A 24,106-nucleotide genomic window follows, 5' to 3' on the forward strand; every position below is an offset into this window, starting at 1 on the left:
CAGCGGCGCCACTGGGTACGATGTCAAAAAAAAGCCCGCGCGAGGCGGGCTTTCTGGTCGCTGGCCGGACTTACTTGGCCGCTGGCGCGTATTTCTTGGTGATCACCCATTGCTGGCCGATCGACAGGACGTTGTTGACGACCCAGTAAAGTACCAGGCCCGACGGGAAGAAGAAGAACATCACCGAGAATGCCAGTGGCATGAACAGCATCATCTTCGCTTGCATCGGATCGGCCGGGGCCGGGTTCAGCTTGGTCGTGATGTACATCGAGATCGCGTACAGCACGGGCAGGATGCACCATGGGTCATGCTGGGCCAGGTCGGTGATCCAGCCGATCCATGGCGCGCCGCGGATTTCCACGGACGCGTTCAGCACCCAGTACAGGGCGATAAACACGGGCATCTGGATCAGGATCGGCAGGCAGCCGCCCAGCGGATTGATCTTTTCCGTCTTGTACAGCTCCATCGTGGCCTGGTTCATCTTTTGCGGGTCGCCCTTGTAGCGCTCGCGGATGGCTTGCATCTTCGGCGTAACCAGTTTCATCTTGGCCATGCTGCGGTAGCCGGCGGCCGACAGGGGGAAGAACGCCAGTTTGATCAGGATCGTGAAGGCGATGATGGTCCAGCCCCAGTTGCCCAGGACGCTATGGATGTGTTCCATGACCCAGAAGATCGGCTTGGCGATGATGGTCAGCCAGCCATAATCCTTGACCAGTTCCAGGCCAGGCGAGACGGCTTCGAGCAGGTGGGCGATTTGCGGACCCGAGTACAGCTTGCTGTCCATGCTGGCCGAGGCGCCTGGCGCCAGGGTCGGCAAAGGCAGCACGTTGCCGATGGCGTACAGGTTGGTGCCGACCTTCTTCGTGAAGATGTCGCGCTTGGCGTTTTCAGGCGGTACGAAGGCGGACACGAAGAAGTGTTGCGAAATAGCAAACCAGCCGCCATTCGCCGTCTGCGGATGCAGCGCCTTCATGGCATTGTCGTTGCCCTTCTTCTCGTCTTCCACGGCCGCTTTTTCGATTTTCTCGAACGTCAGCTTCTGGTACTTGTCTTGCGGCGTGTACAGGGTCGGGCCCGTGAAGCTGCTGTTGAAGAAGGAATCGCCGACGGGCTTGTTGCCGTCATGCGTCAGTTGCAGGTACAGCTGCGGCGTGACGGGGGCCGCGCCCACGTTGGCCACGTCGTGGCGCACGTCGATGACGTAGTCGCCGCGCTTGAAGGTAAACGTCTTGGTCAGCTTGACGCCGCCTTCGACCGCTTCCATCACCAGTTGCACTTGCTTGCCGTCACCCAGGGTGCGCACGCCAGGCTGCACGGTGAAACCGCTCGCGTGGGTAGGGAAAGGACCGCCCACCAGGCCCGATTGCGCCAGATAGGTGTGGTTCGCGCCTTCGTCGAACAGCACTTCGTTTTGCTTGCCTTCGTCAGGCTGGCACCATTTGAACAGGCCGAAGCAGCCGCCAAACCAGCCCGGATTGCCCGCGCCCTTGAATTTCAGCAATTCCAGACGCTTGACCTGGCCGCCCAGGGTGTCGATGTCGACCTTGATGACGTCGGTCGTGATGGTAATCACTTCGCGCTTGAACGCGGCGGGATCGGCCACTTCGCCAGGCACGGCGGTCGCGCCGGCGGCAGGCAAGGCCGTCTTGGCCGGGGTGACAGGCGCCTTGGCGGTTTGTTCCGTGTTCGCGGAGAACATCGACGGCTTGCCGTTCGAGATCATCCATTCGTTCCAGAGAATTACCAGCGAGACGGAAAACACGATCCACAGGATGGTACGTTTATTGATATCCATTAGGGTATTTGTCAGGAGTGGTTGCAACCGCAAGCGGTCGTTGAAGATTGTTTGCAATCGGCCGGCGGCACCGGGTCGACGCCCCCTTCATTCCAGGGGTGGCAGCGGCACACGCGCCTGGCAGCCAGCAGGCTGCCCTTGGCGGCGCCGTGCACGCGCAGCGCTTCCATCGCGTAATGCGAACAGCTCGGATAGAAACGGCAATTCTGTCCCAGCATGGGGCTGATCAGCAACTGATAAGCACGCAACAGGAACAGCAGCAGGGTTTTCATGGCGCGGAGGGTGGTGGCGCAGCAACAGAACGGGCCTGGGCGGCGATTTGTCCCGCGAACAGGCGGCTCAATTCTTCCCGCAGCTCGGCTTTGAGCCGGGTCGTGGTGGCCGGGCCATCCTTGCTGTTGACGGCGCGCGACAGGCGCACCACGCAATCGACCGGCGGCAGCGCGCTGTTGCGAAACAGCTCGCGCGTGACGCGCTTGATCGTGTTGCGGGTCGCCGCGCGCGGCGCGAAACGCTTGGCCACAACGACGCCCAGCCGCGCATGCGGCAATTGATTGTGTCGGGTGTACAGCACAAAATGCGCTGTTTTTTGCGAAGGGCGCAAACGAAAAACGGATGAAAATTCATCCGTTTTAACGATACGCCGAAAGCGCGCGAAGTCGTGTGAACCTTCGCGTTGATTGCCGACTGGAGTACAGCTAGCCACGCGATCAGCTGTCAACGACAAGCCTAGACGGCCAGACGTTTGCGGCCCTTTGCGCGACGTGCGTTGAGCACATCACGGCCACCACGGGTAGCCATACGAGCGCGGAAGCCGTGCGTACGCTTGCGGCGAACGACGGAAGGTTGGTAAGTACGTTTCATGTTGGTCTCGCTAAAAACAAAAAAAATGCAAAATCGGGTCTGACGTCCCGTCAGTTTTTGGTGCCAATGACAATCGCGCACTTATGCCAAGGCACAAGCTGGCCAATCTCATCGCCCGCTTAATCCACGCTTAGTCCATATTGTCGTTCCAAATGAATAAACACGGAATACGGGCGGGGAACCCTGAATTATTCAGCATATGCCCCCCTCTTGTCAAGGATTGCCGTGATCGCCTGGAAATTTGCGCGCCGCCCGCCACCTGCGCCAGAGGCCGCACCAGCGCTGCCTGCAACGGGATAACCGGGGGATAAGTCGCCTCTTATGCACATGGCGCCCCACCCCGCCACACAAAAATAAGCGCTGCGCCTGTGGATAACTTTCGCAGTCGGGAGTAGAATAGCGCGTTACGTGTGGCGAGCCCTCGCGCGACGCCGGCCTTGCAACACGGTGACCGCAGGGCAGAATCGATACGCCCTCCCACACCTTTTCACATAGACATACATGGATAATTTCTGGCAGGCCTGTTCCGCGCAGTTGGAACTGGAGCTGACACCGCAACAATTCAGTGCGTGGATCAAACCGCTTATCCCTCTCGACTACGAAGAGGGCAAGCTGCGCATTGCTGCGCCCAATCGCTTCAAGCTCGATTGGGTCAAGACCCAGTTCGCCAGCCGCATCACGGCCCTGGCCATTCAGTACTTCGAAGCGCCGACGGAAGTGCAGTTCGTACTCGACCCGCGCCTGGCCCTGCCGAAAAAGCCCGTTGCCGCCAGCACCCCGGCCAGCGATCCGAATGGCGGCGCGCCCAGCGCGCGCGCCGCGGAGCCGCAGCCCAGCGTGCCGGAACTGAGCATCGGCGCCGCGCCGCGCCGCGAGCAGAGCCGCATCAACACCGACCTGACCTTCGACAGCTTCGTGACGGGCAAGGCCAACCAGCTGGCGCGCGCCGCCGCCATCCAGGTGGCGAACAACCCGGGCGTGTCGTATAACCCGCTGTTCTTCTACGGCGGCGTCGGCCTCGGTAAAACCCACTTGATCCACGCCATCGGCAACCAGGTGATGGCCGACAACCCGGGCGCGAAAATCCGCTACATCCACGCAGAACAGTACGTTCGCGACGTAGTGACCGCTTACCAGCGCAAGGGTTTCGACGACTTCAAGCACTACTATCACTCGCTCGACATGCTGCTGATCGATGATATCCAGTTCTTTGGCGGCAAGAGCCGCACGCAGGAAGAGTTCTTCTACGCGTTCGAGGCACTTATTGCCGCAAAGAAACAGATCATCATCACTTCGGATACGTATCCGAAGGAAATCACGGGCATGGACGACCGTTTGATCTCGCGCTTCGACTCGGGCCTGACGGTGGCCATCGAACCGCCGGAGCTGGAAATGCGCGTGGCCATTCTGCTGAAAAAAGCCAAGCAGGAAGGCGTGACCTTCTCCGACGACGTGGCCTTCTTTGTCGCCAAGCACCTGCGCTCGAACGTGCGCGAACTCGAAGGCGCGCTGCGTAAGATCCTCGCGTACTCGCGTTTCCATGGCAAAGATATAACGATTGATATCGTCAAGGAAGCCCTGAAGGACTTGCTGTCGGTGCAGAACCGCCAGATTTCCGTGGAAAACATCCAGAAAACGGTGGCCGACTTCTTCAATATCAAGGTGGCCGACATGTATTCGAAGCGCCGCCCCGCGAATATCGCCCGGCCGCGCCAGATCGCCATGTACCTGGCCAAGGAATTGACACAGAAGAGCCTGCCGGAAATCGGCGAGCTGTTCGGCGGCCGCGACCACACCACGGTGCTGCATGCCGTGCGCAAGATCGCCCTGGACCGCACCAAGAACCCGGAATGCAACCATGAATTGCATGTGCTGGAACAAACATTGAAGGGCTGAGCGCCGCTCGGGCAAGACTGGCTCAAAACGTGCTTTACCCTTATTATCTGGGAGAGCGCCGCAGCCGGTCTGCCGGGGCTCCCCTTGCAATGATTGTTAAATTACTACGTTAAACTTCATACCTATACATTGAGGATAAATATGCAATTGGTCAAAACCACCCGAGATACCCTTCTCCGGCCACTGCAGATCGTGAGCGGTATTGTCGAGCGTCGGCACACTATGCCGATTCTGGCCAATATCCTCATCCGCAAAGACGGTGAAAATGTCTCCTTCCTGTCCACCGACACCGAAGTGCAGATCACCACGCACGCGGAAATCGGCTCCGGCGCGGACGTCACGGGCACTACCGTGGCCGCGCGCAAGCTGCTGGACATTCTGCGCGCCCTGCCCGAATCGGGCGATGTCACGATGACCCTGCTGAACAAGCGCCTGACCGTGCAAACGGGCAAGTCGCGCTTCGCCCTGCAAACCCTGGCGGCGGAAGAGTTTCCAACCGTGCAACAAGCGGAAAGCTACAACGCCTCCGTCACCCTGCCGCAGAAAACCCTGAAGCACCTGTTCAACATGGTGCATTTCTCGATGGCACAGCAAGACATCCGCTACTACCTGAACGGCTTGCTGCTGGTTCTGGATGGCAATAATGTCATCGCCGTGGCCACCGACGGCCACCGCCTGGCGTTTTGCCAGGTGGCCACCGAGCAAACCTTTGCGCGCCAGGAAGTCATCATTCCGCGCAAGACCATCATCGAACTGCAGCGCCTGCTGGAAGAGAACGACGAGCCGGTGCAGCTGGACATCGCCGCCAACCAGGTGAAACTGACCTTTGCCGACATCGAGCTGATCTCGAAACTGGTGGAAGGCAAGTTCCCCGACTACACGCGCGTGATTCCAAAAGGCTACAAGAACGACTTCACGATCGGCCGCGATGAGCTGCTGCGTTCCCTGCAACGTGCCGCCATCATGACCAGCGACAAGTTCAAGGGCGTGCGCTGCATCATCACCCCGGGCAGCATGAAGATCAGCTCGACCAATGCGGACCAGGAAGAAGCCGTCGAAGAGCTGGAAATCGACTACGGCGGCGACTCCGTCGACATCGGCTTCAACGTGACCTACCTGCTGGACGTGCTGAACAACCTGAAGTGTGAATACGTCAACATCGCCCTGGGCGACTCGAACTCGTCCGCACTGATCTCCATTCCTGACAACGCGGACTTCAAGTACGTTGTCATGCCGATGCGGATTTAAGCCTTAGCCGCAGCATAAAACTGGGGCCAGACCCGACGGGTCTGGCCCCAAAATCAGCAATCGTTATTTGAGAAAGCAGTCCATGTCCGAGAATCCACAAGACACCCCGATCCAGGCCAAAACGGAAGAATACGGCGCCGCCTCCATCCAGATCCTGGAAGGCCTGGAAGCCGTGCGCAAACGCCCGGGCATGTACATTGGCGACACCTCGGACGGCACCGGCCTGCACCACCTGGTATTCGAAGTGCTGGACAACTCCATCGATGAATCGCTGGCCGGCCACTGCACGGAAATCCACGTCACCATCCACAGCGACAATTCCATCTCGATCACCGACAATGGCCGCGGCGTGCCGACCGGCCTGAAAATGGACGACAAGCACGATCCGAAGCGTTCGGCGGCGGAAATCGTCATGACCGAACTGCACGCGGGCGGCAAGTTCGACCAGAACTCCTACAAAGTATCGGGCGGTTTGCACGGCGTGGGTGTGTCCTGCGTCAATGGTCTGTCGAAATTGCTGAAACTGACCATCCGCCGCGATGGCAAGGTCCATTTCATGGAATTCGTGCGCGGCGTGCCGCAGAACCGCGAAATCGAAATGCGCGACGGCGTGGCCGTGTCCCCCATCAAGGTCATCGGCGACACGGACAAGCGCGGCACGGAAGTGCACTTCTGGGCCGACGAAGAAATCTTCACGCACGTGGAATTCCACTACGAAATCCTGGCCAAGCGCATCCGCGAACTGTCCTTCCTGAACAATGGCGTCAACATCAAGCTGTCCGACCAGCGCACGGGCAAGGAAGAAGTGTTCGCCTTCGAAGGCGGCACGCGCGGCTTCGTCGAGTACATCAACAAGGCCAAGTCGGTCCTGCACCCGACCATTTTCCAGGCCACGGGCGAGCGCCTGTCGGACCAGGGCACGAACATCACGGTCGACGTGTCGATGCAGTGGAACGATGCCTACAATGAACAGGTGCTGTGCTTTACGAACAACATCCCGCAACGCGACGGCGGCACCCACCTGACGGGCTTGCGCGCGGCCATGACGCGCGTGATCAACAAGTACATTGACGAGCAGGAATTCGCCAAGAAGGCGAAAGTGGAAATCAACGGCGACGACATGCGCGAAGGCCTGACCTGCGTCCTGTCCGTGAAAGTGCCGGAACCGAAGTTCTCCTCGCAGACGAAAGACAAGCTGGTCTCGTCCGAAGTGCGCGGCCCGGTGGAAGAAATCGTCGCCAAGACCCTGGCCGACTACCTGCAGGAAAAACCGAACGACGCCAAGATCATTTGCGGCAAGATCGTCGAAGCGGCGCGCGCCCGCGAAGCGGCCCGCAAGGCCCGCGACTTGACGCGCCGCAAAGGCATCATGGATGGCCTGGGCCTGTCGGCCAAGCTGGCCGACTGCCAGGAAAAAGACCCCGCCCTGTGCGAACTGTACATCGTCGAGGGTGACTCCGCAGGTGGTTCCGCCAAACAAGGGCGCGACCGCAAGTTCCAGGCCATCCTGCCGCTGCGCGGTAAGGTCTTGAACGTGGAAAAAGCCCGTTTCGAGAAAATGCTGTCGTCCGAGCAGATCACCACCCTGATCGCCACCCTGGGCACGTCGATCGGACCGGACGAATTCAACGTCGAAAAACTGCGCTACCACCGCATCATCATCATGACCGATGCGGACGTCGACGGCGCCCACATCCGTACCCTGCTGCTGACCCTGTTCTACCGCCAGATGCCGCAGCTGGTCGAACGCGGCCACATCTATATCGCGCAACCGCCGCTGTACAAGGTCAAGGCGGGCCGCGACGAGCGCTATCTGAAAGATGACGCCGAAGAAGCGAGCTACATGATGACGGTGGCCCTGAACACGGCCGTGCTGGTGCCGCGCGAAGGCGCGGAAGGCATTTCCGGCGACACCCTGGCCGAGCTGGTGCGCAAGTTCAACTTGTCGAACACCATCATGACGCGTCTGACCCGCGTCATCGACCGCGCCGCCCTGACGGCCATCATGACGGGCGTGCAGCTGGACCTGTCGACCCTGGAACTGGCGGAAGCATCCGCGCAGGCCCTGCAGGCAGCCATCAACGATACCGCCGTGCAAGTGCACGTGCGCTCCGACGACCTGTCGGAAAAGCACATGCTGCGCATCGAGCGCATGCACCACGGTAACGTCAAGGTCACGGCCATCGATGCGGACTTCGTACAAGGCCCGGACTACGCCGTGCTGAGCAACGGCGCCGCCACCTTCGAAGGCTTGATCGGCGAAGGCGCGTTCGTGCGCCGCGGCGAAGGCGAGCGCGTCAAGGAAATCGCCGTCGTCGACTTCCACCAGGCCATGCAATGGCTGCGCGACGAAGCCGAGCGCACCGTGTCGAAACAGCGCTACAAAGGTCTGGGCGAAATGAACCCGGATCAACTGTGGGAAACGACGATGGACCCGACCGTGCGCCGCCTGTTGAAAGTGCAGATTGAAGACGCCATTGCGGCAGATCAAATCTTCACGACATTGATGGGCGACGACGTGGAACCACGCCGCAACTTCATCGAAAACAACGCTCTGCGCGCGGGCAATATCGACGTGTAAGCCACCGCGTCATGCCATCACGCATGCAAAGAAAACGCCACCTCCGGGTGGCGTTTTTTGTTTCCAGCACCGTCCCCATGGGGAAAAACCCTGCGGCTGACTTTTTTCTGCCGCCGCTGTATCCATTATGCGAGAATGCCCCTCCCCCCTGGATGGTGCGCATGATGACAAAACTCGCCGCAATCATGACTGGCATGACACTCATGCTGGCAGCCTGCAAGCCCGCAGCCACGGCACCCGCGCCTGACATTCCTGCGGCGATGGGCCAGGCCGCGACCACCCTGCTGCAGTCGAAACTGCTGCACGCGACATCGATTGCCGGCGTTTATCGCGGCCAGGAATTCATTCTGCATCAGGGCGAGCTGGAAACGGGCAAAGCCAATCCGCCGGACGATACGACGCTGTATGAAATCGGTTCGGTCAGCAAGACGTTTGCCGGCCTGCTGCTGGCGAACGCCGTGCTCGAGGGAAAGGCGGCGCTCGACGATCCCATACAACAGTACCTGCCGGCCGCCTACCCGAACCTGCAGTCGCAGGGGCAGCCAATCCGTTTGCGCCATCTGATCACGCACACCAGCACCATGCCGGGCATGCTGCCATTGCAGGTGAACACCGTCTTGCAGGATTTCACTGCGCACGCCACGCCGGCCAAGCTCAATGCCGCCTACGCCGACTACGGACAGGCGCAATTCTGGCAGGACTTGCACACGGTCAGCATCAAGGGTCCGCTGGGCAAGGACTACGCCTATTCAAGCGCCGGGACCGAACTCGTTGCGCACGCGCTCGAAACAATCTACGGCATGCCCTACGAAGTCCTGCTCACGCAATTCGTCACGCGCGCAGCCGGCATGCACGATACCAGGCTGAGACTCACGCCCCAGGATACCGGCCGGCTGGCGCCCGGCTACCACAGCGACAATCCCGTCGCGACGACGCCGATGCCACAGCTGCCCTGGGGGGCCGCCGGCAACCTGAAGTCGACCATGCAGGATATGGCGAAGTACCTGCGCCTGCAATTGGGCACCCATCCCGCCGTCGTCGAATCGCACAAGCCGCTGGTCCGCTTCCAGGACGACTTCAGCATTGGCTACTTCTGGAACATCGGCAACAATCGGCAGCTGGGCACGCATTATGTCCACCATGGCGGCGTGCCACGCGCGCAAAGCTACGCCTATGCCGTTCCTCAATATCAGCTTGGGGTCTTCATCATCACCAACCAGAGCGGCGACGCGACTGCCGGCGCCATGGAAAGCGCGCTGGCGCCCATCTTCGACACCGTGGCATCCCTGGAACGCGCGCAGTAGGCCGGCCCTGGCTGTGGGGAGCGTCGTGCCGCTGCGTCGATGCCATCCCCTAACGCATTGACATGCTTGCTAAAAGCAAGCAATAATCTGCCATAAGCAAGCAAATGGAGGCCCCCCATGCATACGGATCCACTCGGTGAACGCACGGACAGCGTGCGCCGCTTCAACCGTTTTTATACGCGCCAGATTGGCGTGCTGCATGAACACCTGCTCGACAGCCCGTTTTCGTTGACGGAAGTGCGCATCCTGTATGAGCTGGCGCATCGGAACGATCTCACCAGCGCGGACCTGTGCCGCGAGCTGGGCTTGAACGCGGGCTACCTGAGCCGGGTGATCAGCGGTTTCGACAAGCAGGGGCTGATCGCCAAGTCGCGCTCGCCCACGGATGCGCGCGCCACCCGCCTGCAGCTGACCGACGCGGGCCAGCGCACCCTCGCGCCCCTGGTCGACGCGTCGCGGCGCGAGGTGGCCGCCATGCTGGAACGCCTGCCGCCAACGGCGCAGCAGGACCTGGTCGCTGCCATGAACCAGATCGAGGGCTTGCTGGGGGAGCCATCGCCCAGCTATCTCCTGCGCAATCCGCAGCCGGGCGACATGGGCTGGATCATCCACCGGCAAGCCGTGCTGTATGGGCAGGAATATGGCTGGAACAACGAGTACGAGGCCCTCGTGGCCGACATCCTCGCCAAGTTCGTGCGCGAATTCGATCCGGCCCGGGAGCGTTGCTGGATTGCCGAGAAAGATGGCAAGGTGATCGGTTCCGTCTTCGTCGTGCGCCAGGACGACACGACGGCCAAGCTGCGCCTGCTGTATGTCGATCCCTGCGCGCGCGGCCTGGGCATCGGCAGCCGCCTGGTCGACGAGTGCCTGCGCTTCAGCCGCCAGGCGGGTTATGCGCGCATGGTGCTGTGGACCAACAGCATCCTCACCGATGCGCGCCGCATCTACGACAAGGCGGGCTTCCAGCTGGTCGAGGAAGAGGCGCATCACAGCTTTGGCAAGGACCTCGTCGGCCAGGTGCTGGCGCGCGACCTGTAAGCGGCGCGTGCCGCTCCCTGGGACGACCCCGACTGTGGCGGCGCCAGGACAGTGGCCGCCCATTTCCGCATCCGTATCAGCATTCCGGCCAAGAAACCAGTACACTAGTTCCTGAGCGCAACTAATTTTGTGCGCGCACCATGCCGCCGGATCTTGCCGGGAGGCATCCCCGCCGCAAGGCCTGTTGTCTGCCTGGACGAATGCAATGTTCACTTCGCGCAGCCTGTCTCCCGCCTTCTATTACCTGTTCTTTTCAGGAGAACCGGAGCAGCAGCAGCGCTTTTTCAAGGAATTGCATTTCATTTCGATAGCCATCCTGACGTTTGGCCTGGCGTGCTGGCTGGTCACGTTCAGCCTGACCCTGCCGCGCGCCACGCTCGATTACGCCCATGCGGCGCTGGGCGTGACGGGCATGCTGGTGGGGCTGGTGCTGACCGTGTATGCCAGGTCGCTGCAAGCCATCATCGCCAGCGGCACGATCAGCGTGCTGTTCATCGGTTTCAGCTTTCGCGTGCTGATGCTGGGCACGGAAGACCCCGCTTTCTGGGTCTTGCCCCTGGGCGTGATGATTACCCTGACGACGGCGCCCATCTTCAGCGGCATCGCGTATTACCTGGGCGTGTCGCTGGGCGTGTGGGCCATCCTGGGGCTGGGGCAGTTTCCCGTGCATGCGGGCCAGGCCGACCAGCATTGGCCCATGCTGGCCGTCACCATCAGCGTGATCATCGGCCTGGCGCTGAACATCTATTTTCTCGTCTTGCGCATCAACAACTACCGCGCCCAGCGCGACCTGGCGACGATGGCCTACAAGGATGGCTTGACCGGGCTCAACAATCGCCGCATGTTTACCCAGGGCGCGCGCGCCCTGCAGCGCACGGGCATGGCGCCGGCGTATTTCCTCATGATCGACATCGACGACTTCAAGCAGATCAACGACGTCTACGGCCATGACGTGGGCGACGAAGTCCTGAAAAAGATCGCCGGCGTAATCGCGGGCTTGTCCGGCGAGCAACTTTGCGGGCGCCTGGGGGGCGAAGAGTTCGCCGTCATCTACCAGGGTGAAAAGCAGGCCGCCTGCGACTTTGCCGCACGCCTCGTCGACAGCGTCGAGGCGGCGTTCGAGCCGGAGCGCAAGGTTTCCGTCAGCATCGGCGTGGCGGAACTGCTCAAGGAAGTGGACCTGTCGCACAGCTACCGGCGCGCCGATGAATCGCTGTACCTGGCCAAGAAGAATGGCAAGAACCGCTACGTGCTCAATGCCGCCTGAGCACCCGTGACGGCTGCCTCGCATGCCAGGATCGCAGCGCGCCAGCCCAGGCAGCTACCGGCGTGGCCCGCTGGCGGGAAACGAGGCGGACTGGCACGGTGGACAGGGAAAAGCATTGCCATCCCGCATAAGAACATGGCATTTTGGCATTTTGCGGTATGATTTCCGATCGTGCGGCGCTGCCCGGTCCCTGCCTTGCCCACCTCCTCCATCAAGCAACACCACGCTTGAATAGCATTCTGTCCTAAGGAACTCTTATGTTCGGTTTTAACCTGCGCGTCGCCAAAATGGTGTGGACGGCCTTCCTCATCGTCCTCTTGCTGTTCATCACATATAAAGTCTCGTCGACCCTCATCGTCGTGGTCTTTTCGATTTTCTTCAGCTACCTCGTGTATCCGCTGATCGAGCTGCTGGAACGCCACGGCCCCAAGCGCCTGCCGCGCACGGCCGCCATCGGCATCGTCTTTCTGGTCGTCATCTTGCTGGTGGCCATACTGGGGTCCATCTTCGGCGCCCGCATCGAGGAGGAGGCGATCAAGCTCAGTGATCAGTTGCCAACCTTACTAAAAGGCAATAATTTTGCCGAGCGCATCCCGCTGCCCGAATTCATGGAACCCTTGCGTGCGCGCATTTTGTCCTTCATGCAGGAGCAGCTGAGCACTGGCACGGGCCAGGCCATGCCGCTGGCCAAGGAAATCAGCCTGGGCGTGATGCACGCGGCCAGCAACCTGATCTACCTGGTGCTGGTGCCCGTGCTGAGCTTTTTGCTGATCAAGGAAGGGCCGGACATGCGCGATGGATTGCTGTCCCTGCTGAACCGTCCGAACAAGAAACTCTGGGGCGCCATCATCGACGACCTCGACATCCTGCTGTCGCGCTATGTGCGCGCCCTGCTGCTGCTGTCCATCGCCACCTTCGTCTCCTACAGCATCGCCTTTTCCCTGATGGGCGTGCCGTACGGCCTGCTGCTGGCCGGCGCGGCCGCCTTGCTGGAATTCATCCCGTTTGCCGGTCCGTTGGCCGCCGCCGTCATCGCCGTCGTCGTGGCCGGCTTCAGCGGCTTCGAGCACGTGTTCTGGCTGATCGGCTTTATCGCCGCCTACCGCTTGTTCCAGGATTACGTGGTCAACCCGTACCTGATGAGCGAAGGCGTGGAAGTGAGTCCGCTGATGGTGATTGTCGGCTTGCTGGCCGGCGACCAGCTGAGTGGCGTGGTGGGCATCTTCCTGTCCGTGCCCGTGATGGCCGCCATCAAGATCGTCTTCGTGCGCGCCCGCGCCGCCTTGCAGGCACGTCACGATGCCCTGGAGAAAGCGGAACAGGCCGCGGAGGAAGCGCGCGCCCAGGCCCTGGCCGAGGCGGCGCGATTGCAGGAACAGGGCAGCAAGGTGGCCCTGGAACCGAAGTAACGCCAGAGCTGGCTTAAAACTCTTCCCACTCGCCGCTGCTGTCGGCGGCCGGCTTGGCCGGACGCGGCTTGGCGGCGGCGGGAGCCGGCGCCAGGCGCAGCGACGGACGCTTCAAGGCCGTGGCGGCGGCGGCCACGACGGGCTTGCGCAAGGCAGGCTTGGCCGCCGCGGAGCCGCCATGATTGGCGTCGAGCTTGAAGATGCTGACCATTTCCGCCAGCGCCGCCGCCTGCTCCTGCATGGCTTCCGAAGCGGCCGCCGCCTCTTCCACCAAAGCCGCATTCTGCTGCGTCACGGTATCCATTTCCGCCACGGCTTGATTGATCTGGCCGATGCCCAGTTCCTGCTCGCGGCCGGCGGCGCTGATTTCCGCCATGATGTCCGTCACGCGGCGGATGCTGGAAACGATCTCGTCCATCGTCGTGCCCGTCTGGCTGACCAGCTCGCTACCGGCGCCCACGTTCTGCACCGACGCTTCGATCAGCATCTTGATGTCCTTGGCGGCGCTGGCCGAGCGGTGCGCCAGGTTGCGCACTTCCGTCGCGACGACGGCAAAGCCGCGCCCCTGCTCGCCCGCGCGGGCCGCTTCCACGGCCGCGTTCAAGGCCAGGATATTCGTCTGGAAGGCGATGCCGTCGATGACGCCGATGATGTCGGCAATCTTTTTCGACGATTCGCTGATGGAACCCATGGTATCGACCACTTGCGCCACCAGCGCGCCACCTTTCACGGCCACGTCCGAGGCGGACACGGCCAGCTGGTTGGCCTGGCGCGCATTGTCCGAGTTCTGCTTGACGGTGGAAGTGAGTTCTTCCAGCGAAGACGCCGTTTCTTCCAGGCTCGACGCCTGCTGTTCCGTGCGGCTGGACAGGTCCAGGTTGCCCGAGGCGATTTCATTGCTGGCCGTGGCGATGGCGCCGCTGCCGTCGCGCACGCCGCGCACCGTGTTCGACAGGCGTTCCTGCATCTGCTGCAAGCCCTTCAGCAAGGCGCCCATCTCGTCGTGGCGCGTGATGACGATGTCGTTGGCCAGGTTGCCGTCGGAAATGGCGCCGAAGTGGCGCAAGGCCTGGTCCAGCGGGCCAAAGATGGCGCGCAGCAAGAGGAGGCTGGAAATAATGATCAGCAAGCCGCCCACCACCATGCCGGCAATGGCCAGGGCCACTTGCGTATGGTAGCGGGACTGACTGGCCGCATACATGTCGGCCGCCGAGCGCACTTGGTACTGCGTCAGGGTTTCCGCCGCCTGGTCCAGGGTGCGGTACAGGGGCGACAGGCCCGTCATCATCAGCGTGTCCGCTTGCGCAACGTTGCCGTCACGCAAAGCCTTGCTCATGATCAGCACGCCGTCGTTGATATAGGCGCTGCGCTTTTTGTCCATGTCGTCGGACAAGAGTTTTTCTTCCGCGCTTTGCGGCAAGCCCAGGTACACCTTCCAGGCCTTGTTGGACGCTTCCAGGAATTGCTCGGCACGGGACAGCGTTTCCTTGGCATCGGCGGCGTCCGGATGCACCATCACGCGGTCCATCGTGAAGCGCGCGCGGCCCAGGGCAATTTGCGATTCGCCGATCGCCTGCGTCGAGGCCAGCTGGTTGCTGTACACCTCGTTGAGGCTGTTATTCGCCGATTTCAGGCTGATCATGCTCATGGCACCCAGCACGGCGATCAGCAAGCCCAGCACACTCATGGTGGCAATCAGGCGCATTTTTATTGTTATGTTCGACAGCATGCAATCTTCCTCGGTAAGGGCGCAACCATGCCCGCGCTGGCCGGACAAGATGACGGCAAACGCCAGACAGGCGGTTCATTTGAATTGTTCAGGACAGGTCGATACGGCGTGTGCGGCGGCAGGGGGAAGGCGGCCCGCGCATATCGTCAGGAGTGAAATACAGATCAACAGGGTTGAGGTTTCCTGTATTTTTGATTTCCTGACTGCAAGATACAGGGAAAGATTACCGGTAGCAACATCCAGCGTCAATTTTCACACATTGTCACAAGCCGGTGATGTTTTTTGCGCAGAACGGGCGTGCCGCATGCCTTGCCGGGCACGCCAGGGCAGGCATCTGCGGCGCGTTTCCACAGCGGGGCCGCGCCGCAGAGACGCGCCACGGCCATGCTGTTCGGGCACGCCGTGGCCCGCAACGCCGTTCAGGCCAGCCCGGAGACGCCGGCGCGCCGGCCAAACAGGGGCCGCTGCACCGTCTGCGCCAGCAGCACGCCCAGCAGCGAGATACCGCCGCCGACCAGGTGATATATATGCATGCTTTCGTGCAGCCAGACGATGGCCAGCAGGGCCGTCAGCAAGGGCAGCAGGTTGACGTAGATGCTGCAGCGGTTCGGCCCCAGCAGCTTGACGCCTTCGATCCACAGGTAGGACAGCACGATGGATGAGCCGATGCCCGCATAGCCGATCAGGGGCAAGGTGGTGGCGTCGAGCCTGGCGCTGCCGGGCGGCAGCAGCAGGAACAGGGGCAGCATGCACAGCAACGCCGCCAGGGCCTGGCAATAGATGGCTTGCCACGCGGGTATGGATAAGCGCCAGCGGCGCAGCAGCACGCCGTACAGGGCAAACACCAGGCAGGCCAGCAGCATCAGGGCGTCGCCCGCATGCACGCCCTGCTGCAGCAAGGCCAGCACGTCGCCGCGCCCCACCAGGTACAGCAGGCCGCCAAACGACAGCACGCCGCCGGCCGCCATGCCCAGCGTCAGGCGCTCGCCCAGCAGCAGCACGCTGAGCAGGGCCGTCATCAGGGGCGCCAGCGCCGTGACGATGGCCATGTTGGTGGCCGTGGTGCTTTCCGCGGCGCGGTAGGACAGGCTCTGGAACAGCGCCATCGACATCACGCCGCACAGGGCCAGCTGCCACCACTGGCGGCGGATGGCGGCACGGTTGCGCCACAGGGGGCGGACGATGAACGGCGTCATCACCAGCAGGACCAGCACCAGGCGGTAAAAGGTGATGGCCGTGGGGGCGATGCTGGAGGCGGCCAGCTTCGAGACGACGACGTTGCCGGCCCACAGCAGCATGGCGAGAAAGGGATACAGATAGGCGCGCACGGGCATGCGGAACTCCATAAATAGGTGTGGGGAACCATCATGCCGCAGGCACGGTGCGCATTCTCGCGCTAAGATGTCCATACCTATCGCAAAACTGACATTCTTTCATGGATTGTACCGCCCCCGCCTTTCAGGAATTGCTGCCCGTCACGGCGCGCGCCATGGCGCTGGCCGTCGACTATGCGCACGGCCACGTGATTTCCGTGCACCGCCACACGCATGCGCAGTTGCTGTATGCCATCGAGGGCGTGATGACCATCGAGACGCAGGGCGGACGCTGGGTGGTGCCGCCCACGCGCGGCGTGTGGCTGCAGGCCGGCGTGGCGCACCAGGTGCGCATGAGCGGCGCCGTGAAAATGCGCACCGTCTTCATCGACTGCGCCAGCTCGCCCTTGCTGCCGGGCCATAGTTGCGTGCTCGACATCAGCCCCCTGCTGCGCCAGCTGATCGTGGCGGCCGTCGACATCGCGCCCGATTTCACGGAAGGCAGCCGCGACTGGCATCTGCTGCAATTGCTGTTGCACGAGCTCGACAGCCTGCCCGTGCTGCCCCTGTACCTGCCCTTGCCGGCCGACGCGCGCCTGCGCGGCATCTGCGCGCGGCTGATGGAACAGCCGGGCGAGCAGCTGACGGTGGCCCACTGGGCGCAGGAGCTGGCCATCACCGAGCGCAGCCTGCACCGCCTGTTCCAGAAACAGACGGGCATGCGCTTTGGCCAGTGGCGCCAGCAGGCGCGCCTGCTGCGGGCGCTGGAACAGCTGGCGCATGGCGGCAAGGTCATCGACGTGGCCATGGACAATGGCTACACGAGCCAGAGCGCCTTCACGGCCATGTTCAGGAAACATTTCGGCAGCACGCCGACGGCGTTTTATCAAGTCAGGCCCATCGCCGCGTAAATAAAATGCTGCTATGCATCAATAATCATGGGCGATCGCCGCCGGGCTTGTTATCATCGCAAGCCTTATGGCACCGTGCCCATCCTGGCAGCGGTGTTGACCTTATTCCCACGCCACCATGACACAGAATTTCTTCCAGACTTTTATCCTGCTCCTGCTCGTCACCGACCCGTTCGGCAACGTTTCCCTGTTCGTCAATGCCCTGAAACGGGTGCCCATCGAGCGGCGCTGGAAAGTCGTGGTACGCGAATGCATGATCGCCTTCGGTATCTTGCTGTTGTTCATGTTCTTCGGCCGCCATTTCCTGAACGCCTTGCAGCTGTCGGAAATCGCCCTGCGCATCGGCGGCGGCGTGATCCTGTTCCTGATCGCCATGCGCATGGTGTTTCCGCAACCCAGCGCCGGCAATAGCGACCACGAGATGGGCGGCGAACCGTTCATCGTGCCGCTGGCCATCCCCGCGCTGGCCGGCCCCTCGGCCCTGGCGACCGTGCTGCTGTTTTCCTCGCATGAAATGAACGACGTCATCGCCCACGTGGCGGGCTTGACAGCCGTGGCCGCCGTCTGGCTGGCCGTCTTCCTGTGCGCCGAACGCCTGCAGCGGGCGCTCGGTCCACGGGTCATGACGGCCTTCGAGCGCCTGATGGGCCTGATCCTGACGGCGATGGCCATTGAAATGTTGCTCGCCGGCATACGCGCCTTCCTGAAATCCGTTTAACATACAGCTTCATCCACCGGAGGAGTCCAGCATGAGCCGTTGCGCCCACCTTTGCCTGATGGCCGATTACAACCAGTGGATGAATACCAAGGTCTACGCGGCGGCGGCCGGCCTGCCGCCGGAAGAGCTGCGGCGCGAGCGAGGCGCCTTCTTCGGCTCCCTGCTGGGAACGCTGAACCACGTGATGGTGGGCGACACCCTGTGGCTGCAGCGCTACGCGAAACACCCGGCCGGCTTTCCCCTGCTCGACCCCATCCGCGCCATCACGCCTCCCGCCTCGCTCACGCACCCGCTGTACGCGGCCGAGGAGTTCGCCGCCATGCATGCGCACCGGCAATGGCTGGACGGAGTCATCGTCGCCTGGGCCGCCTCCATCCAGGAAGCCGACCTGGACCACCTGCTCGACTACCGCAACAGCAAGGGACCGAACCGGCGCGAGTTCTTCAGCCTGCTGATGCATTTCTTCAACCACCAGACGCACCACCGGGGCCAGGCCAGCACCCTGCTGTCGCAGGCGGGCGTGGACATCGGCGACACGGATTTACTGTTCCGCATCCCCAACCATATCGGCGACTGACGACGGGCGGTAGCACCAGGCCTTGAGCAGGATCAAGACCAGCGCCAGCGCCCCCAGCAGCGCGCCACAGGCCAGCGCCCCTTGCATGCCATAGTGTTCAATGGCCATGCCGCCAGCCAATGCGCCCACCGTCACGCCCAGGTTGATGGCGGCGATGTACACGCCGATGGCGAACGCGGGCGCCTCGCGCGCTTCGCTGCTGAGCCACACTTGCGTGACGATCAAGCCGCTCGTGTGCGCGGCGCCCCAGAACAGCAGCAAGACGCCCAGCGCGACCCAGCCGAGATCGCCGCCCGCATGCCGGTACAGCAGCCAGTACGCCAGCCCCAGCAGCACAGGCTGCAGCAGCACCGTGCGCAGCACGTGCGTGCCCAGCTGCCTCCCGGCAAACAGATTGCCCGCCACGCCGCCCGCGCCAAACACCACCAGCGCCAGCCCCGTCTGGCGCGCCGACAGACCCGCTGCCTGCTGCAGGTAGGCGGCCGCATACGCGTACACGGCAAACATGGCGGCAAAGACAAACACGGCGGCGGCGATATTGAGCCACAGGGCGGGTTTGCGCAGCACGGCCAGCTGGCGGCCATAGGCCATGGGCGCTACGCGCGGCGTGTCCGGCAAGAAGCAATACAAGCCCAGCGCGGCCAGGGCATTGACGAGGGCGCAGGCAAGAAACGACGCCTCGTAGCCCAGCTGCGCGGCGATCCAGGTGGTGAGCGGGATGCCCAGCACCATGCCCATGCTGGTGCCCGTGAACGCATGCGCGCCGGCCCGCGCCGCGTCCTGCGGCGGGTACAGGGCGGTGGCGGCCACCATGGCCAGCGAGAAATACACGGGGTGGAACAGGGCCGGCACGATGCGCAGCGCCAGCAGCACCTCGAAGCGGGGCGCATAGGCCGACGCCACGCTGGCCAGGGAAAACACCAGCAGGGAGACGACCAGCACGCGCTTGCGGCGCCAGCGCGTGGCCAGCAGCACGAGAAAGGGACCACCCACGGCGATCACCAGGGCGAACAGGCTCACCAGCGAGCCCGCCTGCGCGGCCGTCACGGCGTAGCGCTGCATGATCATCGGCAAGATGCCCACCACGCCAAACTCGATGCAATACACGCCGAACAGGCCCAGCGCGAGGAAGACGATGGGGTGCGGGCGGATCATGGCGTTTCCCTGGCGCCAGCTTCCTTGCTGCCATACACGGCCTGGCACAGCTCCATCACGAACGGCCCCGCCATGCCCTCCAATGCCGTGTTCGTAAACGCCACCACGGACAGCTCTTGCGCAGGATCAACAAACCACGCATGGCCATACGTGCCGCCCATGCGCCAGCTGCCCACGGACTCCGGCGTGGCGGCGGCCTGCGCGTCCGTCAGCACGGTAAAACCGAGGCCAAAGCCCCGTCCCGGCCAGAACGGCAAGTCGCACGCACCCGTCTGGCTCTCGCCCATCTGGCGCGCCAGCGCCGGCGGCAGCAAGGGCGCGCCGCCCAGCCGCAGGGATTCCAGCAGGCGCATGAAGTCCGGTGCCGAACCGACCATGCCGGCGCCGCCAGACGGGTAGGCGTGCGCATCGAGCGCGCGCGCCGGCGACAAGGTAAACCCTGCCATGCCGTCGAGAAACGGCAGATGGTCGTCCCCCACGTCGCGCAAACGGCGCGGCCGCAATTCTCCCGCCGCGCGGTCCGCATAGGCGACGGCCAGGCGCGCCGGGTCCGTGGCCTTAAAACCCGTGTCGCGCATGGCCAGCGGCGCCGTCACCAGCTGTTGCACGGCTTGCGCCAGCGGTAAATCCGTCACCGCTTCGATCACGGCGCCCAGCACGTCGGTGGCGATGGAATATGCCCAGCGCGTGCCGGGCGCGTAGGCCAGCGGCACCGTGGCCAGGCGGCGCAGGTTGTCTTGCAGGGAAATACGGGACGCATCCATGCCGTCCGACACACCCGCCAGCGCATAGGCGCCACCGGGCGGCTGGAAGAAGCCGTAGTCGAGCCCTGCCGTGTGCGTGAGCAGGTGACGCACGGTAATCGGCGCCACGCTGCCATCCGGCTGGCGCGGCGCAAAATACGGCAGCCAGCGCGCCACGTGGTCATCCAGACCCAAACGATGCTGTCCCACCAGCGCCAGCGCGGCCGTCGAGACGATGGGCTTGCTCACGGATGCCAAGCGGAACAGCGCATCGTCGCGCATGGGCATGCCCGCCTCGCGGTCCAGGTGGCCGGCGGCGCGGCGGTACACTTCCTGGCCACGGTGGCACACGAGCACCACGGCGCCCACCAGGCGCTGCTGGCGCAAAACACCGTCGAGCAAGGGATCGATGCGGGCGGACAGGGCCGCGGGAGAGCAATCGGACATCATGGTGAGCCTTTCAAATGATCAAGCTGCCAAGGTAAGGCAGGCGCGATCAAAGAAAAACAGGCTATAGTTTCCGTCTGTGCGGACGTTGGCATCCGCAATCAATGGTGACGAAACGGAAGCGACATGGATAACCTGGCGGGATTGACGGCCTTCGTGCAGGCGGCGGAACTGCGCAGTTTTGTGGCGGCGGGCCGGATGCTGGGGATTTCCGCCTCGGCCGTGGGGAAAAGCATCGCGCGGCTGGAAGCGCGCCTGGGGGTGCGGCTGTTTCAGCGCAGCACGCGCAGCATCGCGCTGACGAGCGAGGGAAGCGTGTTTCTCGAACGCTGCCGGCGCATCCTGGGCGAGATCGAGGCGGCCGAACTGGAGTTATCCAATAGCAAGAGCGCGCCCCAGGGCCGGCTGCGCGTCAGCCTGCCCCAGGTGGGCAGCCTGCTCAATCCCGTGCTGGCGGCGTTTGCACGCGCCTATCCGCAGGTCGAGCTGGACCTCGATTTCAGCGACCGCCGGGTCGACGTCATCGAGGAAGGCTACGACGCCGTCGTGCGCGTGGGCGAAAGCGCCGACAGCCGCCTGATGAGCCGACAGCTGGGCCAGTTCCAGCTGCAACTGGTGGCCGCGCCCGCCTACTTGGCGCAGCACGGCACGCCCGCGCAGCCGGCCGACCTGCGGGGCCATACCTGTCTGCTGTACAAGTTTCCCAGCAGCGGCAAGGTCGAGGCCTGGCCCTTGCCCGACTGGCCCGCCCTGCAGGCGGCGGGCTTGCCGGCTGTATTGAACTGCAACAATGTGGATACCCTGCTGCACTTTGCCGAAAATGGCCTGGGCATCGCCGCTTTGCCGGACTTTGCCGTGCGCGCGGCGCTCGCCGCTGGCCGCCTGCGGCCCCTGCTGGAAGCGCACCGCCAGCACGACGGCGCCTTCCGCATCCTGTGGCCCAGCAGCCGCCACCTGACGCCGAAACTGCGCGCCTTCATCGACTTCCTGGCCGCCCACGTGTTTCCCGAAGGCTGATGTTTCCTGCCGGCGCCGCGCTCGTTGTTTCCATACGACAACTTATTTCATTTGCCGCCGGTTCTTGTACTTTTCAGCAACTTGATACAAGTATTTGTATTGCAGTGCGGAATTTTGAGGAACAATTACAGGCTGGCCGCCGTTACGTAGAAACCCGTAGTGGCAAGGCAGCGCCTGGCCGGTGCAACGCTTCCTCTCACTTCCGCAACACGAAAGCAATCATGTCACTCACACAATTCAAAATCGGCACCCGGCTCGGGATCGGGTTCGCGGTGGTCCTCGGCTTGCTGGTGGCCGTGCTGCTGGTCGGCCTGTATTCCATGGGGCAATTGAGCAACCGCACGCACGACATTGTCACCGACAAGAACGTCAAGATGGCGGCGGCCAATACCATGAGCGACAACGTGCGCACCATTACCCTGGCGATCACCAGCGTGGTGGTGGCGCCGACGGAAGCGCTGGTGCAGGCGGAACTGGCGAAGATCGGCGATGCGCGCAAGAAATACGGCGCCGCCAAGGAAATCCTGCAAAAGAAAATCACGACGGACAAGGAAACGGCGCTGATGGCCGAACTGGACGCCGCCCTGAAAGCGGGCGCGCCGCTGAACAACAAGGTCATCGAGCTGCGCAATGCGGGCCAGACGGAAGAGGCGATCGCCTTCCTGACCCAGCAGGCCGCACCGAGCCTGAAGCGCGTCCTGGGCGCGCTCGACAGCCTGGTCGCGCTGGAAGGCGAACTGGCGGCGCAGGCGGCCGGCGACGCCGAAGCGCTGAGCAGCAGCGCGCGCGCCTCCATGATCCTCCTGGGCAGCCTGGCCGTGCTGCTGGGCGCCTTCGTGGCGTGGATCATCACGCGCTCGATCACCCGTCCCATCAATGCCGCCGTGGGCGTGGCCGAGACGGTGGCCTCGGGCGACCTGTCCTCGCACATCGTGGTCGACTCCAGCGATGAAACGGGGCGCCTGCTGGGCGCGCTGAAAGCCATGAACACCAGTTTGCTGGGCGTGGTGGCGCAAGTGCGCCATGGCACGGATGCGATCTCCACGGCATCGAGTGAAATTGCCGCCGGCAACCTCGACCTGTCGTCCCGCACGGAAGAGCAGGCCAGCTCGCTGGAAGAAACAGCGTCGGCCATGGAAGAGCTGACCTCGACCGTGAAACAGAATGCGGACAATGCGCGCCAGGCGAACCAGCTGGCGAAAAGCGCGTCCGAAGTGGCCGTGCGCGGCGGCAGCATCGTCTCGCAAGTGGTCGACACCATGGGCACCATCAATGAATCGTCGAAAAAGATCGTCGACATCATCGGCGTCATCGACGGCATCGCCTTCCAGACGAATATCCTCGCCTTGAACGCGGCCGTGGAAGCGGCCCGCGCGGGCGAGCAGGGGCGCGGCTTTGCCGTCGTCGCCACAGAAGTGCGCAACCTGGCGCACCGTTCCGCCTCGGCCGCCAAGGAAATCAAGGAACTGATCGCCGCCTCCGTGGCCAACGTGGACACGGGTTCGCGCCTCGTCAATGAAGCGGGCCAGACCATGGGCGACATCGTCGACAGCATCGTGCGCGTGACCGACATCATGGGCGAGATCACCTCCGCCACGCACGAGCAGACCATCGGCATCGAACAGATCAACATGGCCATCGCCCAGATGGATGAAGTGACGCAGCAAAACGCGGCCCTGGTGGAAGAAGCGGCGGCCGCCTCGCAAAGCATGCAGGAACAGGCGGGCGAACTGGCCCACGTGGTGGGTTTCTTTAAAACCGGCAACCATGTCGCCACCGTCAGCAAGCTGAGCACGGTGCGCGCCACGCCGAAAGCGGCGGCCATCGCCCGCCCCGCCGCCAGGCCCACGCCTGCCGCGCGCCAGGCCGTCGCGGCCGCCCCGGCACGCCGCAGCAATGCGGGCGCCGACAGCGAATGGGAAGAGTTTTAACCAATAGCAACATCCGCTGCACACGCCAGCCAGGCAGGAAGTTGCTGCCTGGCTTTTTTTCGTCCATTCGCCGCACTTTTTTTGCGGCAAAGCGCGCGCAATAGACAAAAGTGCAAAACATGCGCTGCGCATACCCTTTACAATCCTCGCTCGCTTTACAAAA

20 protein-coding genes are annotated in these 24,106 nt (G+C 63.0%); 12 read left to right on the plus strand and 8 right to left on the minus strand.

Features of this window, described 5'->3' with window-relative positions; genetic code table 11:
- Positions 1 to 70: 70 nt before the first annotated feature.
- Genes yidC through rpmH form a run of 4 tightly spaced genes read right to left on the minus strand, consistent with a single transcriptional unit; the run spans position 71 to position 2,659 of the window.
- Positions 71 to 1,795, minus strand: a complete 1,725-nt coding sequence (gene yidC / locus EBS11_RS10195) for a membrane protein insertase YidC (protein WP_290602491.1) — start codon at positions 1,793 to 1,795, stop codon at positions 71 to 73.
- Positions 1,796 to 1,806: 11 nt separating this feature from the next.
- Positions 1,807 to 2,067 (minus strand): membrane protein insertion efficiency factor YidD, encoded by a 261-nt coding sequence (gene yidD / locus EBS11_RS10200; RefSeq protein ID WP_290602492.1) that lies wholly within the window; start codon positions 2,065 to 2,067, stop codon positions 1,807 to 1,809.
- The gene (rnpA, locus tag EBS11_RS10205; protein ID WP_290602493.1) at positions 2,064 to 2,516 is read right to left on the minus strand and encodes a ribonuclease P protein component; all 453 of its coding nucleotides are present in this window, start codon (positions 2,514 to 2,516) and stop codon (positions 2,064 to 2,066) included. Before rnpA ends, yidD begins: the two co-directional genes overlap by 4 nt.
- Positions 2,517 to 2,524: 8 nt before the next feature.
- Positions 2,525 to 2,659, minus strand: a complete 135-nt coding sequence (gene rpmH, locus EBS11_RS10210) for a 50S ribosomal protein L34 (RefSeq protein ID WP_010401996.1) — start codon at positions 2,657 to 2,659, stop codon at positions 2,525 to 2,527.
- Between the two features lie 501 nt (positions 2,660 to 3,160).
- On the opposite strand from rpmH, the gene dnaA reads away from it, so the two are divergent.
- From dnaA to EBS11_RS10245, 7 genes are all read left to right on the plus strand, one after another.
- Positions 3,161 to 4,555, plus strand: a complete 1,395-nt coding sequence (dnaA, locus tag EBS11_RS10215; RefSeq protein ID WP_034754339.1) for a chromosomal replication initiator protein DnaA — start codon at positions 3,161 to 3,163, stop codon at positions 4,553 to 4,555.
- Positions 4,556 to 4,696: 141 nt separating this feature from the next.
- Positions 4,697 to 5,803, plus strand: coding sequence for a DNA polymerase III subunit beta (gene dnaN / locus EBS11_RS10220; RefSeq protein WP_034754341.1), 1,107 nt, complete (start codon positions 4,697 to 4,699; stop codon positions 5,801 to 5,803).
- A gap of 82 nt (positions 5,804 to 5,885) precedes the next feature.
- Positions 5,886 to 8,384, plus strand: coding sequence for a DNA topoisomerase (ATP-hydrolyzing) subunit B (gene gyrB, locus EBS11_RS10225; protein WP_290602505.1), 2,499 nt, complete (start codon positions 5,886 to 5,888; stop codon positions 8,382 to 8,384).
- Positions 8,385 to 8,407: 23 nt separating this feature from the next.
- Entirely contained in the window at positions 8,408 to 9,688 is a 1,281-nt protein-coding gene (locus tag EBS11_RS10230; protein ID WP_290602507.1) for a serine hydrolase domain-containing protein, read from the plus strand.
- Between the two features lie 117 nt (positions 9,689 to 9,805).
- On the plus strand, positions 9,806 to 10,726 hold the full coding sequence (locus EBS11_RS10235) for a bifunctional helix-turn-helix transcriptional regulator/GNAT family N-acetyltransferase (protein WP_290602509.1): 921 nt from the start codon (positions 9,806 to 9,808) through the stop codon (positions 10,724 to 10,726).
- Between the two features lie 205 nt (positions 10,727 to 10,931).
- On the plus strand, positions 10,932 to 11,993 hold the full coding sequence (locus EBS11_RS10240; protein ID WP_290602511.1) for a GGDEF domain-containing protein: 1,062 nt from the start codon (positions 10,932 to 10,934) through the stop codon (positions 11,991 to 11,993).
- 257 nt (positions 11,994 to 12,250) lie between these two features.
- The gene (locus EBS11_RS10245) at positions 12,251 to 13,402 is read left to right on the plus strand and encodes an AI-2E family transporter (RefSeq protein ID WP_290602512.1); all 1,152 of its coding nucleotides are present in this window, start codon (positions 12,251 to 12,253) and stop codon (positions 13,400 to 13,402) included.
- 13 nt (positions 13,403 to 13,415) lie between these two features.
- On the opposite strand, the gene EBS11_RS10250 is transcribed toward EBS11_RS10245, so the two are convergent.
- Together EBS11_RS10250 and EBS11_RS10255 are read right to left on the minus strand one after the other, a co-directional pair.
- Positions 13,416 to 15,131 carry a methyl-accepting chemotaxis protein gene (locus tag EBS11_RS10250; RefSeq protein WP_290602513.1) on the minus strand — a complete coding sequence of 572 codons (1,716 nt, stop codon included), beginning with the start codon at positions 15,129 to 15,131 and terminating at the stop codon, positions 13,416 to 13,418.
- A 419-nt stretch (positions 15,132 to 15,550) separates the two neighbouring features.
- Positions 15,551 to 16,465: a DMT family transporter gene (locus EBS11_RS10255; RefSeq protein WP_290602514.1), complete on the minus strand. Its 915-nt coding sequence runs from the start codon at positions 16,463 to 16,465 to the stop codon at positions 15,551 to 15,553.
- A gap of 101 nt (positions 16,466 to 16,566) precedes the next feature.
- On the opposite strand from EBS11_RS10255, the gene EBS11_RS10260 reads away from it, so the two are divergent.
- From EBS11_RS10260 to EBS11_RS10270, 3 genes are all read left to right on the plus strand, one after another.
- Entirely contained in the window at positions 16,567 to 17,355 is a 789-nt protein-coding gene (locus tag EBS11_RS10260; protein WP_290602515.1) for a helix-turn-helix transcriptional regulator, read from the plus strand.
- A 118-nt stretch (positions 17,356 to 17,473) separates the two neighbouring features.
- A complete protein-coding gene (locus tag EBS11_RS10265; RefSeq protein WP_290602516.1) occupies positions 17,474 to 18,073 on the plus strand; it encodes a MarC family protein in 600 nt (199 codons plus the stop codon).
- A gap of 31 nt (positions 18,074 to 18,104) precedes the next feature.
- Positions 18,105 to 18,650, plus strand: a complete 546-nt coding sequence (locus EBS11_RS10270; RefSeq protein WP_290602518.1) for a DinB family protein — start codon at positions 18,105 to 18,107, stop codon at positions 18,648 to 18,650.
- Here the strand turns inward: EBS11_RS10270 and EBS11_RS10275 are convergent.
- Positions 18,615 to 19,805, minus strand: a complete 1,191-nt coding sequence (locus tag EBS11_RS10275; protein WP_290602519.1) for an MFS transporter — start codon at positions 19,803 to 19,805, stop codon at positions 18,615 to 18,617. The genes EBS11_RS10270 and EBS11_RS10275 overlap by 36 nt on opposite strands.
- Positions 19,802 to 20,995 carry a serine hydrolase domain-containing protein gene (locus EBS11_RS10280; RefSeq protein ID WP_290602589.1) on the minus strand — a complete coding sequence of 398 codons (1,194 nt, stop codon included), beginning with the start codon at positions 20,993 to 20,995 and terminating at the stop codon, positions 19,802 to 19,804. Before EBS11_RS10280 ends, EBS11_RS10275 begins: the two co-directional genes overlap by 4 nt.
- Positions 20,996 to 21,121: 126 nt before the next feature.
- Here EBS11_RS10280 and EBS11_RS10285 point away from each other — a divergent pair, with 126 nt between their 5' ends.
- Positions 21,122 to 22,012, plus strand: a complete 891-nt coding sequence (locus tag EBS11_RS10285; RefSeq protein ID WP_290602520.1) for a LysR family transcriptional regulator — start codon at positions 21,122 to 21,124, stop codon at positions 22,010 to 22,012.
- A 221-nt stretch (positions 22,013 to 22,233) separates the two neighbouring features.
- On the plus strand, positions 22,234 to 23,943 hold the full coding sequence (locus EBS11_RS10290) for a methyl-accepting chemotaxis protein (RefSeq protein ID WP_290602522.1): 1,710 nt from the start codon (positions 22,234 to 22,236) through the stop codon (positions 23,941 to 23,943).
- The last annotated feature ends 163 nt before the right edge of the window (positions 23,944 to 24,106 follow it).

The organism is Janthinobacterium sp. (assembly GCF_009923995.1).
Taxonomy (GTDB): Bacteria; Pseudomonadota; Gammaproteobacteria; order Burkholderiales; family Burkholderiaceae_D; genus Janthinobacterium.